18 protein-coding genes are annotated in these 16151 nt (G+C 69.6%); 12 read left to right on the top strand and 6 right to left on the bottom strand.

Going from position 1 to position 16151, the window contains the following annotated elements; translation table 11 throughout:
* Window positions 1-62 precede the first annotated feature (62 nt).
* Genes ACFSXZ_RS12465 through ACFSXZ_RS12455 form a run of 3 tightly spaced genes read left to right on the top strand, consistent with a single transcriptional unit; the run spans window position 63 to window position 2973 of the window.
* Window positions 63-1229, top strand: coding sequence for a beta-1,3-glucanase family protein (locus tag ACFSXZ_RS12465; RefSeq protein WP_378264560.1), 1167 nt, complete (start codon window positions 63-65; stop codon window positions 1227-1229).
* A 16-nt stretch (window positions 1230-1245) separates the two neighbouring features.
* Window positions 1246-1974 carry a haloacid dehalogenase type II gene (locus ACFSXZ_RS12460; RefSeq protein WP_378264558.1) on the top strand — a complete coding sequence of 243 codons (729 nt, stop codon included), beginning with the start codon at window positions 1246-1248 and terminating at the stop codon, window positions 1972-1974.
* 30 nt (window positions 1975-2004) lie between these two features.
* A complete protein-coding gene (locus ACFSXZ_RS12455; RefSeq protein ID WP_378264556.1) occupies window positions 2005-2973 on the top strand; it encodes a pyridoxal-phosphate dependent enzyme in 969 nt (322 codons plus the stop codon).
* A gap of 4 nt (window positions 2974-2977) precedes the next feature.
* Here the strand turns inward: ACFSXZ_RS12455 and ACFSXZ_RS12450 are convergent, their stop codons facing one another.
* Window positions 2978-4270, bottom strand: coding sequence for a glutamine synthetase family protein (locus tag ACFSXZ_RS12450; RefSeq protein ID WP_378264554.1), 1293 nt, complete (start codon window positions 4268-4270; stop codon window positions 2978-2980).
* Window positions 4271-4893: 623 nt separating this feature from the next.
* Between ACFSXZ_RS12450 and ACFSXZ_RS12445 the strand changes: the two genes are divergently transcribed.
* Window positions 4894-6162, top strand: a complete 1269-nt coding sequence (locus tag ACFSXZ_RS12445; RefSeq protein WP_378264552.1) for an acyl-CoA dehydrogenase family protein — start codon at window positions 4894-4896, stop codon at window positions 6160-6162.
* Here ACFSXZ_RS12445 and ACFSXZ_RS12440 read toward each other — a convergent pair.
* Genes ACFSXZ_RS12440 through ACFSXZ_RS12420 form a run of 5 tightly spaced genes read right to left on the bottom strand, consistent with a single transcriptional unit; the run spans window position 6110 to window position 9628 of the window.
* Complete coding sequence (locus ACFSXZ_RS12440) at window positions 6110-6679, bottom strand: GAF domain-containing protein (RefSeq protein WP_378264550.1); 570 nt, start codon at window positions 6677-6679, stop codon at window positions 6110-6112. The two genes, ACFSXZ_RS12445 and ACFSXZ_RS12440, sit on opposite strands and share 53 nt — an antisense overlap.
* A gap of 2 nt (window positions 6680-6681) precedes the next feature.
* A complete protein-coding gene (locus ACFSXZ_RS12435) occupies window positions 6682-7296 on the bottom strand; it encodes a GTP-binding protein (protein WP_378264548.1) in 615 nt (204 codons plus the stop codon).
* Window positions 7277-7645 carry a DUF742 domain-containing protein gene (locus ACFSXZ_RS12430; protein ID WP_378264546.1) on the bottom strand — a complete coding sequence of 123 codons (369 nt, stop codon included), beginning with the start codon at window positions 7643-7645 and terminating at the stop codon, window positions 7277-7279. Before ACFSXZ_RS12430 ends, ACFSXZ_RS12435 begins: the two co-directional genes overlap by 20 nt.
* A gap of 1 nt (window position 7646) precedes the next feature.
* A complete protein-coding gene (locus ACFSXZ_RS12425) occupies window positions 7647-8048 on the bottom strand; it encodes a roadblock/LC7 domain-containing protein (RefSeq protein ID WP_378264544.1) in 402 nt (133 codons plus the stop codon).
* On the bottom strand, window positions 8033-9628 hold the full coding sequence (locus ACFSXZ_RS12420) for a sensor histidine kinase (RefSeq protein WP_378264542.1): 1596 nt from the start codon (window positions 9626-9628) through the stop codon (window positions 8033-8035). The genes ACFSXZ_RS12425 and ACFSXZ_RS12420 overlap by 16 nt, the downstream gene beginning before the upstream one ends.
* Window positions 9629-10255: 627 nt before the next feature.
* Here ACFSXZ_RS12420 and ACFSXZ_RS12415 point away from each other — a divergent pair.
* From ACFSXZ_RS12415 to hypE, 8 genes are all read left to right on the top strand, one after another.
* On the top strand, window positions 10256-11257 hold the full coding sequence (locus ACFSXZ_RS12415) for an Acg family FMN-binding oxidoreductase (RefSeq protein ID WP_378264540.1): 1002 nt from the start codon (window positions 10256-10258) through the stop codon (window positions 11255-11257).
* Window positions 11254-11505: a PLD nuclease N-terminal domain-containing protein gene (locus tag ACFSXZ_RS12410; RefSeq protein WP_378264538.1), complete on the top strand. Its 252-nt coding sequence runs from the start codon at window positions 11254-11256 to the stop codon at window positions 11503-11505. Before ACFSXZ_RS12415 ends, ACFSXZ_RS12410 begins: the two co-directional genes overlap by 4 nt.
* Before the next feature lie 102 nt (window positions 11506-11607).
* Entirely contained in the window at window positions 11608-11886 is a 279-nt protein-coding gene (locus ACFSXZ_RS12405; RefSeq protein ID WP_378264536.1) for a dsRBD fold-containing protein, read from the top strand.
* 2 nt (window positions 11887-11888) lie between these two features.
* Entirely contained in the window at window positions 11889-12938 is a 1050-nt protein-coding gene (locus ACFSXZ_RS12400) for an alcohol dehydrogenase catalytic domain-containing protein (protein WP_378264534.1), read from the top strand.
* Window positions 12939-13042: 104 nt separating this feature from the next.
* On the top strand, window positions 13043-13693 hold the full coding sequence (locus tag ACFSXZ_RS12395) for a phosphoribosyltransferase (protein ID WP_378264532.1): 651 nt from the start codon (window positions 13043-13045) through the stop codon (window positions 13691-13693).
* 4 nt (window positions 13694-13697) lie between these two features.
* Window positions 13698-13949 carry a HypC/HybG/HupF family hydrogenase formation chaperone gene (locus ACFSXZ_RS12390; protein WP_378264530.1) on the top strand — a complete coding sequence of 84 codons (252 nt, stop codon included), beginning with the start codon at window positions 13698-13700 and terminating at the stop codon, window positions 13947-13949.
* Window positions 13946-15055 (top strand): hydrogenase formation protein HypD, encoded by a 1110-nt coding sequence (hypD, locus tag ACFSXZ_RS12385; protein ID WP_378264529.1) that lies wholly within the window; start codon window positions 13946-13948, stop codon window positions 15053-15055. The genes ACFSXZ_RS12390 and hypD overlap by 4 nt, the downstream gene beginning before the upstream one ends.
* Complete coding sequence (gene hypE / locus ACFSXZ_RS12380) at window positions 15052-16104, top strand: hydrogenase expression/formation protein HypE (RefSeq protein ID WP_378264528.1); 1053 nt, start codon at window positions 15052-15054, stop codon at window positions 16102-16104. Before hypD ends, hypE begins: the two co-directional genes overlap by 4 nt.
* Window positions 16105-16151 lie beyond the last annotated feature (47 nt).

Raw genomic sequence — 16151 nt, 5'->3', positions numbered from 1 at the left:
GTCTAGACCATGCGCCGATATCGTCGTTAACTGGAAGGCTCCCCAACGACGAGGAGTTTCCCGTGTTATCTCGACGTTCTTTCCTGGTCCTGTCCGCGGCATCGGTTACGGTGGCCGGCCTCTCGCGCTTCCCCGCGGCCTCCGCCGCCCCGTCGGCCTTCACCCTGCGCCTGACGGACAACTCCGGCTCCGGTGGGTCATTCGCCTACGTCACCGGCACTTCCGCGGACAACCGCCTCGTCCTCCTGCGATCCGACGGGTCGCCGTACTACCCCTCGTCGCCGTCCTCACCGCAGACGCCACTGCCGGTGGACTGCGCCATCCCCCTGCCGAACCAGATCACGGTGCCCCGGATGTCGGCGGCACGGCTCTACGTCGTCACCGGGGGCGCCCGCCTGGACTTCTACCTCAACCCCGGCCCCGCGCTGGTCCACCCCAGCTTCCTGAACACCTCGGACACCAACTACGGCAAGGACTTCAGCTTCGCGGAGTTCACCTTCAACGACGCCGGCCTGTACGCGAACATCAGTTACGTGGACCTCGTGGGCCCGCCGATCGGGCTGGACCTGACCGCCGCGTCGGTCCCGGAACAGTCGGTGGCGGGGCTGCCCGCCGGTTCGGTCGACGGGATCGCCGCCGACCTGGCCGCCGTGGGTGGTCCGTGGGGCGGGCTCGTCCAGAAACGTTCCGACGGGCGGAACCTGCGGGTGATCGCCGCGCACCACAAGGCCGGCGACTTCGCCGGTTACCTCGACGGTTACATCGACGCCGTGTGGCAGCGTTACAGCGGGACCACGCTCACCGTCGACTCACAGAACCCCGGGCTCGGCTCCTTCACCGGCCGGGTTTCGGGGGGCGTGCTGACCTTCGACAACGGCGAAAGCTTCGGCAAGCCCGTCACCGCCGACGTGCTGAGCTGCGACACCGGCCCGTTCGCCATCCCCCAGGGCTCGAGCGCCGCGAGGATCGCCATCGTTCCCCGGCTGGCCGCCGCGTTCAACCGGACCACCTTGCTCGACAACCCCGTCCAGCCGACCGCCGAAGACCCCGCGAAGTTCTACCGGAACTCCGTCACCAACCACTACGCCCGTGTCGTGCACGCGCGGCTTCCCGGCAACCGCGGCTACGCTTTTCCTTACGACGACGTCACCCCTGGCCCGGATTTCAGCGGAGCGGTCTACGCTCAAGATCCGCAAGTGCTCACGGTGACCGTGTCGGCCACCCGCTGAAACCAGGGAGGCGCCCATGCCCGAGGTCGATCCGGCGTCGATACGGGCGGTGGCCTGTGACGTCTTCGGCACCACGGTCGACTGGTACAGCGGGGTCGCGCGGCAGGCGGGTGAGATCTTCCGCGAGCTGGGCGTCGGCATCGACGGCGGGCAGTTCGCCACCGAGTGGCGTGGCCGGTACCTCCCGTCGATGGCCCGCGTGCGTGACGGCGAACGGGACTGGGCCTACCTCGACACGCTGCACCGTGAGTCCCTCGACGACCTGCTGACCGAACACGGGGTCGCCGCCGCGGTGGACGAGGCGGCCCGCGCCCGCCTCGTCCGGGCGTGGCACCGCCTGCCCGCCTGGGACGATTCGGTGACGGGACTGGGCAGGCTGGCCGCGACTTACCTCACCGCCACGTTGTCCAACGGCGGATTCGCCCTGCTCACCAACCTGGTCAAGGCGGCGGCCCTGCCCTTCGACTGCATCCTTTCGGCCGAACTGGCCCGGGCGTACAAGCCGGACGCGACGGTTTACCGGACGGCGGCGAACCTGCTCGACGTGCGGCCGGAGGAAATTCTGCTGGTCGCCGCGCACAAGTGGGATCTCGACGGCGCCGCCGCGGCCGGACTGCGCACGGCTTTCCTCGAACGCCCACGGGAAAAGGGACCCGACGGCCAGGCCGACCGTGCCGCGGACGTCACCGCGGACCTCAAGGTGACCAGCTTCGGAGAGCTCGCCGACGTCCTCGGCGTGCCGTAGCAAGTGGCACCTGAACAGAGAAGGGCAGGCATGACTGACACACCGCCGGTCACCTTCGACGACGTCCGCGACGCGGCCACCCGCCTGGCCGGCGCCGCTCACCGGACCCCCGTCCTGCGCTCGCGCACGCTGGACGAACTCGCCGGCACCGAGGTCCTGCTCAAATGCGAGAACTTCCAGCGCGCGGGCGCGTTCAAGTTCCGCGGCGCCTACAACACGATCTCCCGGCTGCCGGCGGGACAGCTGGCCCAAGGGGTCGCGGCCTATTCGTCGGGCAACCATGCCCAGGCGGTTGCCCTGGCGGCGCGGGAACTGGGCAGCCGCGCGGTGATCCTCATGCCCGACGACGCTCCGCGGGGCAAGGTCGAAGCGACCGCCGGCTACGGCGCGGAGGTCGTCACCTACGACCGCTACACCGGGGACCGGGAGGCGATCGCGGCCACGCTCGCCGCGGAGCGCGGCCTGGCGCTCATTCCGCCCTACGAACATCCGCACGTCATCGCCGGGCAGGGCACCGCGGCGCTGGAACTGGTCGAGGACGCCGGCGAACTCGGCGCCCTGGTCGTTCCGGTCGGCGGCGGCGGGCTCATCGCCGGCAGCGCCACGGCCGCGAAGGGCATGCTGGGCGCGATCCGGGTGGTCGGGGTGGAGCCTCAAGCAGGGGACGACACCCGGCGTTCGCTCGCCGAAGGCAGGCGGGTGTCGATCCCGGTGCCGCGCACCATCGCCGACGGGCAGGCCGTGAGCACTCCGGGCGAACTGGCCTTTTCGGTCAACCGGAAGCTGGTCGACGAGATCGTCCTGGTCACCGACGACGAGATCCGCGAAGCGATGCGGTTCACCTTCGAACGCCTCAAGATCGTCGTCGAACCGAGCGGCGCGACCGGCCTGGCCGCGCTGGTGCACGGACGGCTCGACGACGTACCGGAGCGTGTCGGCGTGATCATCTCCGGAGGCAACGTGGACGCGGCCCGTTTCGCCGCGCTCTGTGCTTCCTGACCGATCACGACCAGGCGAACCGGAAGAGTTCGGTGATCGTGGCCAGGTCCCGCTCGCCGTAGCTGTCGAGTTCGTGACGGCGGACGGCGAGGAGTGCTTCCAGAATCTCCTCCCCCAGCAGACGCCGGGCCAGCGCGGACTCTTCCAGCGCCCGCAGCGCGGAGGCCTGGCTGACGGGCAGGCGGAGCGCTCCCGCGACCGTGGCGGGATCGGCCGTGATTTCCGGCGGCAGCGCGGCCTCGCGGGTCAGGCCGTCGTGGGCCAGCCCCAGCAGAACCGCCACCGCGAGGTAGGGATTCGCCGAGGGGTCCCCACACTTGACTTCGAGGCTGGCACCGTGCGCCGCGCCGGGAGTGGCCGCGCACAGCCGCACCGCGGCCTCGCGATTTTCCAGTCCCCAGCAGGCGAACGCGCCCGCCCACTGTCCCGGGCGCAACCGCTGCGCGGACAGGACCGACCCGGCGAGCACTCCGGTCACCTCGGGCAGGCCGGCCACGAGCCCCCCGATCATCGCCCCGCCGTCGTGGGTGAGCCCGTGGGGGCCATCACCACCCGAGAGCAGGGGCCTGCCCTGCCACGCGAGTGAAAGATGCAGGTGCGCGCCGTTGCCGCTCCCACCGGCGAACGGCAACGGCGAGAAGGACGCGGCCAAGCCGTGCCGGCGTGCCACGCGGCCGATGAGGATCCGCGCGAGGACGACATTGTCCGCGGCCGTCACCGGATCGGTAGGGCTCAGCGACAATTCGAACTGCCCGTCACCGTATTCGGCGTGGACCTGTTCGACCGGCAGTCCCACCGCCTCCGCGGTCCCGGCGAGGTCTGTCAGGAATGCCTCGGCGTCGAGCACCGCGCTGAGGCCATAAGGGTTCCATTTCGGTGTGTGGCGCGGTGTGCCGTCGCCCTCGGTGAGCACGAACTCCACCTCGCCGCCGGCTCTCGCGGTGAACCCGTCCGCGGCGAGCGCGGACACGCGGCGCCCCAGCAGCGTTCTCGTGCAGACCGCCGTGGGCTCGCCGTCCTGCGTGACCATCTCCGCCGGTGCCCACGCCAGCCCGTCACCGAGCGAGCGCGCGGTGGCGAGGTCCACCCGCAGCCGCAGGTCGCCCACCACACCGAAGCGCGGGGTGAACGCCACGGCGTTGTCGATACAGAACACGTTCCAGCTCGGTGACGCACCCATGCCGTGTTCTTCGAACGCGGCGGCACGGGCGATCGGCACCTGCTTGGCCCTGATCACACCGGCCGGGTCGACGATCGTCCCGGCGAGCAACCGGGCGCCGGTCAGCTCGGGATCCACCGGTCCCATTATGGTCGGCCGCCGCAACGATCGAGGGTCCAGGGCCGGGTGCGGATCCCCGGCCGTCCACATCACACCAGTGTCCATAATGGACAAGTACGTCCGCGACTGTCCTCATGAGACTGATTCATGGAATGGAACGGACGAATCACGTGGTGAATCAGTCCACACGCGCCGGAAATCCCCGGGGACCGGGGTAAGTTACCCCAGGTCCCACCGGATACCGCGGTCGAGTGCGCCCGATATCCCCGGGGCATACCAAATCGCGGCGACGTACGCCACATGACGATCTTCATAGGGGTCCGAGATGACCCAAAGCACGCGGGATCTCGTTCATCCTTGCCTTGAACATTGTTCTACAGTGGTTCTACCTCACCAAACGGGACAAGATCCCGTCGTCACTGTTCGCACATGAACGTGTTTGCTCGGTGAGGTCGCGGCCCGAAACGGGCACCGTGCTAACTTTTCGTAGCTGACAAGCGGAAGACGAGAGGAAAAGCCCTGTTCGGATCACCAAGTAGGCGGTACCCACCTTCAGGCGTTGCTGTCAAGGTGGATCTTTGTCAACACCAGAAAGTACTGAGTCCGCGATGGGGCGGCGGTACGTCATTGGGGAGTGCGCGTTGGACCTGGGAACCCAGGCAAGTGGCTATTTCGTGACCAAAGCGCACGATCGTCTTCGCGACAAGGTCCGGGATTTCGCCGAAACGCAGGTGCGCCCGCGCATCAGCGAGATGGAGACCTCCCGTACTGTCCATCATGGACTGTCGCGGTTGATCGCCGAACAGGGATGGATCGGCGTGACGATCGGGCCCGAGTATGGCGGGATGGGCTTGGGGCATTTGGCCAAGACCATCATCATCGAGGAGTTGTCGAGGGTCAGCGGCGCCATGGGCGCCATGGTCCAGGCTTCACAGCTCGGCGTGGCGAAGATCCTGCACTTCGGCAACGACGACCAGAAGAACCAGTGGCTGCCCGCGATCGCCTCGGGCGCCTGCCTGCCCACGATCGCGGTCACCGAACCCGACTCGGGCGGTCACGTGCTCGGCATGACGGCGACCGCCGAGCGCGACGGTGACGACTACGTGCTCAACGGCCGCAAGGTCTTCGTCGGCAACAGCCACGTCGGTGACCTGCACGGGGTCGTGGTCCGGACCGGGCACGGTTCCGGCGGGCTGTCGGCGTTCCTGGTGGAATCGACCCGTCCTGGCCTGTCCCTCGGGAAGCAACAGTCCACAATGGGCCTGCACGGCTTCAGCTTCGGCGAGCTCGTCTTCGACAACTGCCGGGTACCACGCGAAAACCTGCTCGGCGAGGAGGGCAGCGGGCTGGCCGTCGCCTACTCGTCCAGTGTCCTTTACGGACGTCCGAACCTGACCGCGGTGTCCCTGGGCATCCACCAGGCCATCGTCGAACAGACCGTCACCTTCGCCGTGACCCACCTCAGATACGGCCAGGCGCTGAGCGAACTTCCCACCGTCAAACAGAAACTGGGACAGATGCAGTCCCAGCTCATGACCGCGCGGCTGGTCGCCTACCACGCGGCGCACCTGCTCGACCAGGGCGTGCCCTGCGACACCGAACTGATGAACGCCAAACTCGTCAACGTGGAGTCCTCACTGGACTCCGCGCGCCTGGCGATGGAGATCCACGCCGCGTACGGCCTGTCCACCGATCGCCCCATCGAGCGGTACGTACGCGACGCCTACCACATCTACGCGCCGGCCGGCACGTCCGACGTCCAGCGGCTCAGGCTGGCCGAAGCGGCGCTGGGCCGGACCAGGGGTCAATGGTCCCAGCGCCTGTCGGCCGAACTGCGGACGCCGTACGGCCCGGCCGTCACGACTCGCGCCGCTGAATCAGTTCCATCAGCTCGGCGGCCAGCGTCTTGATGGTCCCGAGCCCCGGGCGTCCCCACGGCCGGGGCTCGGTGTCCACCACACAGATCGTGCCCAGCGCCGTGCCCGTGCGGTCGATCAACGGCGCGCCCAGATACGAACGGATCCCGATCTTGTCCACGACCGGGTTGCCCGCGAACCGCGGATAGTCACACACGTCGTCGAGCACCAGTGCCTTGCGGCGGGTGACGACGTGCGGGCAGTAACCGTGGTCGAGCCCCATTTCCCGGCCCACCTCGGCGTGCCCGGACGCCTGCGCGGCCTGCAACGCCGCGGTCGTCTGCGTGCTGGACGGGGTGTAGAGACCGGCGAAGTACTGCACCCGGTCGCCGACGAAGTTCACCATCGCGTACGGCGCGCCGGTGATGCGCGCCAGCTTGGCGGCGAACTGGTCGAACTCCTGGTCCGGCTGGTTGGCGAGGCCGAGTTGGCGCAGGCGCGCCATCCGCTGGGGAAGCTCGGGGTCGTTCGGCGCCGTCAGGTAGCGGTCGTCGAGAGAGTCCAGGTTCATGGCTACCTCCGTATTTCGGCATGGGCTGCCGACTGGTTGGGGCTGTCGGGAACGGACAGTGCGAGCACGTGTTCGACGAGGTCGATCAGCACGTTGCTGGCCGACCGGGCCACTCGCGCGTCACACCGCACGAGGGGCACGTGGGGCTTGAGCGCGAGCGCGGCCCGGAGGTCCTCGTCACGGTAGCGATAGGCACCGTCGAACTCGTTGATCGCGACGATGAACCTGATTTCGCGCCGCTCGAAGAACTCGACCGCCGCGAAACAGTCCTCGAGCCTGCGCGTGTCGGCGAGCACGACCGCGCCCAGGGCACCGCGGGACAGCTCGTCCCACATGAACCAGAAGCGGTTCTGGCCCGGGGTCCCGAACAGGTACAGGATCATGTTCTGTTCGTGGAAGGTGATGCGGCCGAAGTCCATGGCCACCGTGGTCGTGGTCTTGCTCTCGACCCCGGCGAGGTTGTCCGCGCCGATACTCGCGGTGGTCAGGGTTTCCTCCGTGGTGAGCGGCTCGATTTCACTCACCGCACCGACGAAGGTCGTCTTCCCCACCCCGAAACCGCCGGCGATGAGGATCTTGAACTGGGTGGGGAACATCTCAAAGACGTCGGAGACCATCAAGCAATGCCTTCAGTCGGACCGGATCGGATGTGTCGAGGGCGTGCGGGTCCTTGGCGGTGACCGCGCCCGACTCGATGAGGTCGGACAGCACCACCTTGGTCACCATGACGGGCTGGCGCAGGTGGGCCGCGACCTCCGCGACCGACAACGGCGCCTGGCACAGCTGGAGCGCCTGAGCGTGCTCGCGCCCCAGCCGTGCCGGCGAGATCTTCCCTCTGCCCGTGGCGAGAACCAAGGACATCAGATCCAGCGGAGCGGTGGGATGCGTCCTGCCACCTGTCACGGTGTAGGGACGCTCCCACAGCTCGGTGCCGAAATCGAACTCGTCGTCGTGAGGTTCGGTCACGTCACCAGTTCCCGTTGCCCGAACCGTGCCTGCTCGGCGTCGCCAGGTAGCTGGGGACCTGGGTGCTCAGCCTGCCCATCTCGTAGCTCAGGATTCCCGCGTCGACCTCCCGGCCCGCCAGCACCGCCAGGACCGTCCCTTCGCTGGCCGCGGTGACGAACAGGATGACCTCGCCCAGTTCGGCGACCACCTGCCGGACCCCGTCGCCGCCGCCGAACCGGGTGCCCACCTGCTGGGCGAGCGAACACAGACCGCTCGCCATGGCCGCCAGCTGGTCCGCGCCGTCGTTGTCCACACCGTGCCAGGACTTGGCTATCCCGTCCGCAGACAGCAGCACCGCGCTGCGTGTGTGCGGAACCGCCTGCGCGAGGCGGGTCAGCAGCCAGGTCAGGTCGTCGGCCATTGCGTGGAATCTCCTTGTGTCATCGGATATTGCTGGTGCGCCGGCGGCGTGGACTCGTCCAGCGCCTCACGGCCTCGTTCGAAGCCCTTCTGAACGGTCGCCATCAGGTTCGTGTTGTGACCCGGAAGCGGCCTGGTGGGTTGTGGCGGTTCGCGCAACTCGGGCCGGAGATGGGTGCCCCGGCGCTGCGGGAGGGGTGGGGGCTCCTCCTGCCCCTGCCCGGAGCCGGCCGGCTGCGGTGACGGCGGCTTCGGGCTGCCACCCGGATTACGGGAAGGCAGGGGCGGCAGCTGGTCGTTCGTCCTGCTCGCCCGCTCGTGCGGACTCGGGGACTGCTGGAGAGACTGGGCGTAGCCGCCTTGCGAAGAAGGCTGCTGGAGCGGCTTGGCCTGCATCGCCTGCTCCGGGACGGGCATCTCCCGGGACGTCTGCGGCTGGTACTGCTGCACCGGCTGGTGCTGCGGGAGTTGCTGCTGCTGGAGTTGTTGCTGCGCCTGCTGTTGCTGCGCCTGCTGTGGCTGCAGCTGGCCTTCCTGCGTGCTGAGCAGCGTGTGGGGAATGACCACCGCGGCGTCGATGCCGCCGAAGATGTTGCTCTGCAACTGAACGCGGATATTGTGCCGCCGGGCCAGTTCCTTGACCACGGCCATCCCGATGCGCCCGTCGGAAAGCAGCTCGCCGAGGTCGATCGTGGCCGAACCGTCGAGCAGGCGGTTGATCCGGTGCAGGTCCTCGGCCGTCATGCCGAGGCCACGGTCCTGGATCTCGACGGCGAGCCCGGCGGTGACCCGCTGGGCGCGCAGCACCACCTTCGGCGCGTCGGGTGCGGTGAAGGTCGTCGCGTTCTCCAGGAGTTCCGCGAGGAGGTGGATGATCTCCGCCACCGCGTGCCCGTGCAGGCTCACCCCTTCGACGGGGACGATGGAAACCTGTTTGTAGTGCTCGATTTCCGCCACCGCGGACCGCAGCACGGCGTAGACGCTCACCGCGGTGTTCGACCGGCGCTGCGCGACGCCGCCGCCCAGCACGGCGAGGTTCTCCGACTGGCGGCGCACGCGGGTCGCGAGGTGGTCGATTTCGTACAGGCCGCGGAGCAGCTCGGGGTCCTCGATCTCGCGCTCGAGGCCGTCGACCCGCTGGATCGCCCGGTTCACCAGCGACTGCAGGCGGCGGGCGAGCTTGCCGAAGACCTCGCGGCGCTGGTTCGGGTCGTCGCCGAACATCGACTGGCCGAAATCTTGGTGCCCTTCGTCGGGGCGCGGCTCGTAGCGGGGCCGGCTCGGCACCTGCGTCAGCATGCCGTGGTCGGACACCGCGGCACCGGCGCGGGACACCGCGACCAGCGCCACGACGACGCAGCCGAGGGCGACCACCACACAGATCAGGGGTGTCCACCCGCTGGCCTGCGCCGCGATCACGACCCCGACGGCGCCCAGTACCGCCGCGATGGCCACCGCGACCACGAGAATCCGGAGCACGTGCGAGCGCAACGGCCGCACCGAGTCCGCGTCGGTCGGCACCGGCTCCTCGCTGTGTTCCCACAGCTGGCCGGGCCGGTCGGGTATCTGGAGATCGGACATCCGGTCCTTCCCATAAGGACAGCAACATCGGGCCGCCGCCACGCGCCGTCACGGGGCAGCAGGGCTCGGCCTGACTTTGACGATCTTGGTGCGGGGATGCTACCGCAGAGTCGGCGGCGAAAACCGACCGCCATACGACGTATGGCTTACCGATCACCGCCCCTGGCCGCAATCACCCGTACGGCCTAACAACAGCGTGCAACAATCCGCCGCGATTTCACATCGAGTGATCATCGTGATCGCGGAGTGCAACATACGAGGGAGACTGAGACCCGGCCTGGGGGCTCGCACGGCGACTCCCCGTCGCACCGGGTCGCGGTAGGAATTGACCTGGGACAACGGCGGAAATACCGCCACGCCGCCTCGCCGCACCGATGCACATCCACCCGGCGATGTCACATTTGTCCATTGTGGACTTTCGGACGTATCGTCCACTGTGTCCGGTCGCGGCGAGGTCACGCCCACGGTTCGCGGCGCGTGGTGCTCGTCACGGACGGCCCGGGAGCGGGGCCGGTGACCCGCGAGGACACAGGTCCCCGGTGCGTGTGCCTTCCGGCCCTCTCGCCGTCCTCACCCGCTTGGCAGATTCGAGGTGTCACCCGACGAGCGAGAAAAGAGCCGATTCCGATGGACCGTGGACTCCCCGACGACTACACCGTCCGTGCCGCGCTGGCACTGGCCGTGCGCGCGCCTTCGGTGCACAACTCGCAACCGTGGCGCTGGCGGGTCGGCAATCGCACCGTGCACCTCTACGCCGACCGCGAGCGGCAGCTTCCCGGCACCGACCCGGACGGCCGCGACCTGCTGATCAGCTGTGGCGCGGCCCTGCACCACCTGCGCGTGGGCTTCGCCGCGCTGGGCTGGCGGGCCGAGGTGCATCACCTGCCCAACGCCGACGAGCCGGACCACCTGGCTTCGATCGAACTGCACCGGCACGAACCGGGCACCGCCGAAATCGTGCTGGCCGCGGCGATTCCGCGGCGGCGCACCGACCGGCGGCGGCACAGCTCGTGGACGGTGCCTTCGGGCTACCTCGACGAGATGGCGGCGCGCGCCGCGGACGAGGGAACCGTGTTCCGCACCGCGACCGATCCCGCCCGGTATCACCTGGCCGAAGCGATTCGCGAAGCCGCCAACGCGCATGCGCACGATCCCGCCTACCGCACCGAACTCGCGGCGTGGAGCGGCCGTTACGAATCCCTCGACGGCGTGCCCGCGGCCAACGTGCCGGCGCCGGACCAGTCACCGGGGGCGTTGCCCGGACGGCACTTCGCGGAACCGCACCTGGCCCAGTCGGTCACCGCGGCCGGCGAAAGTGACGACACCGTGCTGGCCGTGCTGTCCACCGCGTCCGACGACCCGATGTCGCGGTTGCGCGCCGGTGAGGCGACGAGTGCGGTGCTGCTCACCGCCACCACGTTCGGACTGGCGACCTGCCCGCTCACCGAGGCGCTGGAGGTGGCCGGCACCCGGGAGCGGGTCCGCACCCAGGTCACCGGCGAAAGCTTCCCGCAGATGGTGTTCCGCCTTGGCTGGGCCCCGGTCAACGCCGACCCGCTGCCCGCGACGCCGCGGCGGCCGCTGGACGAGGTGGTCGAAGATCTCGCCGACTCCGGGAGCAGGCCGTGACGCACCGCAGGTGGCAGGACCTGAGCACGGCGCGACGGAGGACGATCGTGGCCGCCTCCGTCGTGCAGATCACGCTCGCGGGTGGTGCCTGGTGGGACCTCTCCCGGCGGCCCGCGGCCGCGGTGCGCGGCCCGAAACCGGCGTGGGCGCTGATCATCGCGATCAATTTCGTCGGCCCGCTCCTCTACCTGCGTTTCGGCCGGAAGCCGGTCCTCATGGACCCGGAAGAGTTCTGGAGGGGAAACTGATGCGCGACCTCGCCCTGCTCGGCCGGTTCGTCGAACGATTCGCCGACCACACGGTTTCCCTGGCGCGGCGCGTCAGCTTCATCACCGGCGGAGGATGAACCCATGACCGAGCCCACGATCACGCACCCGTGGACGATGGACGTCACCATCAAGGACGAAACCGGTACGGACGCCCGGGAGGGAAAACGGGCCGAGGTCCGGCTGGAGGACGGCTCAGGGAACTCCTTCACCGGCATCGGGATCGCCTCCGGCGATCTGTACGGGCTGGCCGTTCCGCAGATCAAGGAAGAGCTGGCGATCGCCCGCGCGTTGTCGGACCTCACCGAAGAGCTGCTGGCGGCCGTCGCCGCGGACGTGCACGCCGCGCTCAACACGGTGTGACCATGCGGGCCTGGCGAGTGGACCGGCCGGGGCCGCCGGAGATCCGCGAGTTCGGCCTGCGCACCGAAGGCGTGCCCCATCCCGCGCCGGGCGAGTTGCTGGTGCGGGTCCGCGCCTGTGGGGTGTGCCGGACCGATCTGCATGTGGTGGAAGGAGATCTGCCCGTGCACCGGCCCGGCGTGGTGCCGGGACACGAGGTGGTCGGCGAGGTCGCCGGGACCGGCGGCGGCGGGTTCGCCGCCGGAGACCGGGTGGGCATCGCCTGGCTTCGCGGCACCTGCGGGGTGTGCCGGTACTGCCGGCGTGGGGCGGAGAACCTTTGTCCCGCTTCGACTTACACCGGCTGGGACGCCGACGGCGGTTACGCCGAGTTCGCCACGGTGCCCGCCGCGTTCGCGCACCGGCTGCCGGCCGGATACTCCGACACCGAGCTGGCGCCGTTGCTGTGCGCGGGAATCATCGGGTACCGCGCGCTGTGCCTTTCCGAACTCCCCACCCGTCTCCCACCATCGCCCTCAACGGACGCACTTCGCGCGACTGACAGATTCCGGGGCGGTCGCCTGGGGATCTACGGGTTCGGCGCGAGCGCGCACCTGGCCGCGCAGGTAGCCATCGCCCAAGGCGCCACCGTGCACGTGATGACCCGCGATGCCGAGGCGCGCGAACTCGCGCTGGAACTCGGGGCCGCTTCCGCCTCCGGGGCCGCCGAACCGCCGCCGGAGCCGCTCGATTCGGCGATCCTGTTCGCCCCGGCCGGAGAGCTCGTCCCGCCTGCCCTGGCCGCGCTGGACCGGGGTGGAACCCTTGCCGTGGCGGGAATCCACCTCACCGACATCCCCAGCCTGAACTATCAGGAACACCTGTTCTTCGAGCGGCGGCTTCGCAGCGTGACCGCGAACACACGCCAGGACGCCCGTGACTTCCTCGCCTTCGCGGCGGAGCACCCGCTGCGGGTGGTCACCACGCCGTACCGGCTCGAGGATGCCGCGCGGGCGCTCGCCGACCTCGCCGGCGACCGGGTGCACGGCGCCGCGGTACTGGTCAGCGGATGACTTTCGGCCTTGCGCCCCGGTTACCTCCAGCCCTGACGCCGACAGGCGCCGTGACGGCACGGTGGAACGCGAAGGCCGCGAGATCGATGTCGCGTGGAGGTGCGATGCAGTTCTGGGATCGCAGGCAAGCGGGTCAAGCCCTGGCCGAAAAGCTGCTGAGCCTGCGCGGTCACCACCCCGTCGTGGTGGGTGTCGCGCGTGGCGGCGTGGTGGTGGCCGCGGAAATCGCCAGGGTGCTCGGCGCACCGCTGGACGTCCTGCCCGTCGGGAAGGTCGAAGCGGAAGAATGGCCGGGAACCACGCTCGCCGCGGTGGGTGAGGGCGGCGTTCTCGTCACCGACTACGACGCGGCCAATCGCCTCGGCATGAGCCCGGCTCAGCTCCGGTCGGCGGCCAAGAGGAAGCGCATCGAACTCACGCGCCGGATTGTCGCCTCCCCCCGGTTGTTCCATCGCACCGCGGTTTCCGGCCGTACCGTGATCCTCGTCGACGACGGCATCACCTCCGGTGCCACCGTCCGCGCGGCCATCCGCGTGCTGCGCGCCCGCGGCGCGGCGCGGATCGTGCTCGCCGTGCCCGTCGCGCCGGTGGACGCGCTGGCGCGGATTTCCGCCGGGGTGGACATGACGGTGTGCCTCCGCCGCCAGCCGTGGCGTCAGGCCACCCGGAACCTCTACAGCGAACTTTCGCCGTTGTCCGACGAAGCCGTGGCCGACGCGCTGGAAAACCGCTCCCCCGAACCCGTTCCGGCCTGACGTCATGTGCCTGGGGATCCCCGGCCGGATCACGGCCATCACCGGCGACGGACTGCCCATGGGCACCGTCGACTTCGGCGGGGTGCGGCGGGAAGTGTGCCTGGCCTACACCCCGGAAGCGGGTGTCGGCGACTACGTCATCGTGCATGTCGGTTTCGCGATCAGCCTCCTCGACGAGGAAGAGGCCGTGCGCACGCTCGAAGTGATCAAGGCGATTCCGGACGCGCTCACCACGGAACTCGGGGCGGAACCGTGAAATACCTCGACGAGTACCGTGATCCCGAGCTGGCGCGGTGCCTGCTGGCCGAGTTGCGGGCCACCGCCACCCGCCCGTGGGCGATCATGGAGGTCTGCGGCGGCCAGACGCACACCTTGGTGCGTCAGGGAATCGACGAGCTGCTGCCCGCCGGGATCCGGATGATCCACGGCCCCGGCTGCCCGGTCTGCGTGACCCCGCTGGCGATGATCGACAAGGCGGTCGCCATCGCGGCCAGGCCCGGCGTGATCTTCACCAGCTACGGCGACATGCTGCGCGTGCCCGGGACCACCGGTGACCTGCTGGGGGTGAAGGCCCGTGGCGGGGACGTCCGGGTGGTCTATACCCCGCTCGACGCGGTGCGGATCGCCCAGCGGAACCCGGACCACGAAGTGGTGTTCTTCGCGGTGGGGTTCGAAACCACCGCGCCCGCCAACGCGATGGCGGTGCTGGACGCGGCGAAGCGCGGTGTCACGAACTTCAGTGTGCTCGTCAGTCATGTCCTGGTGCCGCCGGCGATCACCGCGATCCTCGACTCCCCCGCCAACCAGGTCCAGGGTTTCCTGGCCGCCGGCCACGTCTGCGCGGTGATGGGCTGGACCGAGTACGAGCCGATCGCCGCCCGCTACCACGTGCCCATCGTGGTCACCGGATTCGAGCCGCTCGACCTGCTGGAAGGCATCCTGATGACGGTCCGGCAGCTGGAGAGCGGCCGGGCCGAGGTGGAGAACCAGTACGCGCGGGCGGTCCGGCGGTCCGGGAACACCACGGCCCAGGACGTGCTGCGCCGCGTCTTCCGGGTGGCCGCGCGAACCTGGCGGGGCATCGGCGAAATCCCCGCCAGCGGACTGGTGCTCGCGCCCGAGTTCGCCGCGCAGGACGCCGGACGCCGGTTCGCCGGGGACGACGTCGCGACCGAGGAACACCCGGAATGCATCGCGGGCGAAATCCTTCAGGGGACCCGGTTGCCGACCGACTGCGCGGCCTACGGCGTGCGCTGCACACCGCGTACCCCGCTGGGGGCGCCGATGGTTTCGGCCGAGGGCACGTGCGCCGCGTTCTACCACGCCGGGCGACGGCCCGAACTCACGGAGGAAAAGGTATGACGACGCTGGACCCGGTGGGCGCGACCTGCCCGTTGCCCCGCACCGAAACCGAACGGGTCCTGCTCGGCCACGGCTCGGGCGGTCAGCTGATGGCCGAACTGCTCGACGACGTGATCACCCCGGGGCTCGGCGAACACGAACCACTCGAAGACGCCGCGGTGGTCACCGCCGATGGCGTGGACATCGTGTTCAGCACGGACGGTTTCGTGGTGACACCCCGGTTCTTTCCCGGTGGGGACATCGGCTCGCTGGCCGTGTTCGGCACGGTCAACGACCTGGCCATGCGCGGCGCGCGGCCGGTCGCGCTGTCCTTGGCCTACCTGCTGGAGGAGGGCTTCCCGGTCGACGAACTGCGCCGGATCACCGTTTCGGCCGGCCAGGCGGCCGAAGCGTGCGGGGTCCGTGTCGTCACCGGCGACACGAAGGTCGTCGGGCGGGGTGCCGCCGACGGTGTCTACCTGACCACCACGGGAATCGGCCTGCGGAGACCGGGCGCGGCGCCGACCGCCACCGGTGGCGTGCCCGGTGACGTCGTCGTGTTGTCCGGGCCGATAGGCGCGCACGGCATGGCGATCATGTCCGCGCGGGAAGGGCTCGGCTTCGAAACCGCGATCCGGTCGGACAGCCGCCCGCTGCACGAACTGGTGGCCGCCATGATCGACGCGGGGGGTGCCGGGGTGCACACCTTGCGCGACCCCACACGCGGCGGGCTGGCCAGCGCGCTCAACGAACTGGCCGCCGCGTCCGGCGTGGGGGTCGAGGTCGAGGAGTCCGCGATCGGTGTGCCGGAAGCGGTGGCTTCCGCGTGCGAACTGCTGGGCCTGGATCCGTTGCACGTGGCCAACGAGGGTTGCCTCGTCGCGTTCCTCGCACCGCAGGTCGCCGACGCGGTCCTCGCCGCGATGCGCGCCAACCCGGCCGGCCGCGAGGCCCGCGTCATCGGAACCGTCACCGCGGGACCGGTGGGGCGCGTGGCCGCGCGCACCCTGGTGGGTTCGCGGCGGGTGGTCGACATGCTGGTCGGCGAGCAGTTGCCCCGGATCTGCTGATCTGGTGCGCTCAAACGGTTTTGGGGACATGGGTTTTGGTGACCTAG

Source organism: Amycolatopsis pigmentata (assembly GCF_042684065.1).
GTDB classification, from domain to species: domain Bacteria; phylum Actinomycetota; class Actinomycetes; order Mycobacteriales; family Pseudonocardiaceae; genus Amycolatopsis_E; species Amycolatopsis_E pigmentata.
The sequence above is the reverse complement of the archived record's forward strand: the minus strand, read 5'-3'. Positions and strand labels throughout refer to the sequence as shown.

Coding starts and splice junctions, on each gene's coding strand:
- ACFSXZ_RS12460 (WP_378264558.1), top strand. CDS start 1,246: ATGCCCGAGGTCGATCCGGCGTCGATACGGGCGGTGGCCTGTGACGTC.
- ACFSXZ_RS12455 (WP_378264556.1), top strand. CDS start 2,005: ATGACTGACACACCGCCGGTCACCTTCGACGACGTCCGCGACGCGGCC.
- ACFSXZ_RS12440 (WP_378264550.1), bottom strand. CDS start 6,679: ATGAACCTGGACTCTCTCGACGACCGCTACCTGACGGCGCCGAACGAC.
- ACFSXZ_RS12435 (WP_378264548.1), bottom strand. CDS start 7,296: ATGGTCTCCGACGTCTTTGAGATGTTCCCCACCCAGTTCAAGATCCTC.
- ACFSXZ_RS12425 (WP_378264544.1), bottom strand. CDS start 8,048: ATGGCCGACGACCTGACCTGGCTGCTGACCCGCCTCGCGCAGGCGGTT.
- ACFSXZ_RS12420 (WP_378264542.1), bottom strand. CDS start 9,628: ATGTCCGATCTCCAGATACCCGACCGGCCCGGCCAGCTGTGGGAACAC.
- ACFSXZ_RS12415 (WP_378264540.1), top strand. CDS start 10,256: ATGGACCGTGGACTCCCCGACGACTACACCGTCCGTGCCGCGCTGGCA.
- ACFSXZ_RS12405 (WP_378264536.1), top strand. CDS start 11,608: ATGACCGAGCCCACGATCACGCACCCGTGGACGATGGACGTCACCATC.
- ACFSXZ_RS12400 (WP_378264534.1), top strand. CDS start 11,889: ATGCGGGCCTGGCGAGTGGACCGGCCGGGGCCGCCGGAGATCCGCGAG.
- ACFSXZ_RS12395 (WP_378264532.1), top strand. CDS start 13,043: ATGCAGTTCTGGGATCGCAGGCAAGCGGGTCAAGCCCTGGCCGAAAAG.
- ACFSXZ_RS12390 (WP_378264530.1), top strand. CDS start 13,698: ATGTGCCTGGGGATCCCCGGCCGGATCACGGCCATCACCGGCGACGGA.
- hypE (WP_378264528.1), top strand. CDS start 15,052: ATGACGACGCTGGACCCGGTGGGCGCGACCTGCCCGTTGCCCCGCACC.